The 232-nt window shown below is 72.4% G+C and carries 1 protein-coding gene; it reads right to left on the bottom strand.

What is annotated here, in order from left to right; all coding sequences use genetic code 11:
* On the bottom strand, positions 1–232 hold a 232-nt coding region (locus tag AC5Y7E_RS24380; RefSeq protein ID WP_499950981.1), incomplete at both ends, for a hypothetical protein.

The following is a 232-nucleotide window of genomic DNA, read 5'->3' as shown; positions in this document are numbered from 1 at the left end:
TCCACAGCTGGCTCAGTTCGCCCACGGCGGTGGCATCAAGGGTGGTGGGCGCCCAGATCCAGTTGGCGTGTAGGTGGGGGCCGGCCTCGGTGTCGAGGATGCCGGCGTTGAGTTCGAGGGCATGGCCTAGGGGCATGGGGATGGCGGCGGCGGCCCCAAGGATCGCGGCGCTGTGGGGGTCTAGGCGCCACAGCTCGCGGTGGTCGTCGCCGGTGGCCGCACCCAGCCGGCC

This window comes from Mycobacterium sp. NGS17, from assembly GCF_059813205.1.
The sequence above is the reverse complement of the archived record's forward strand: the minus strand, read 5'-3'. Positions and strand labels throughout refer to the sequence as shown.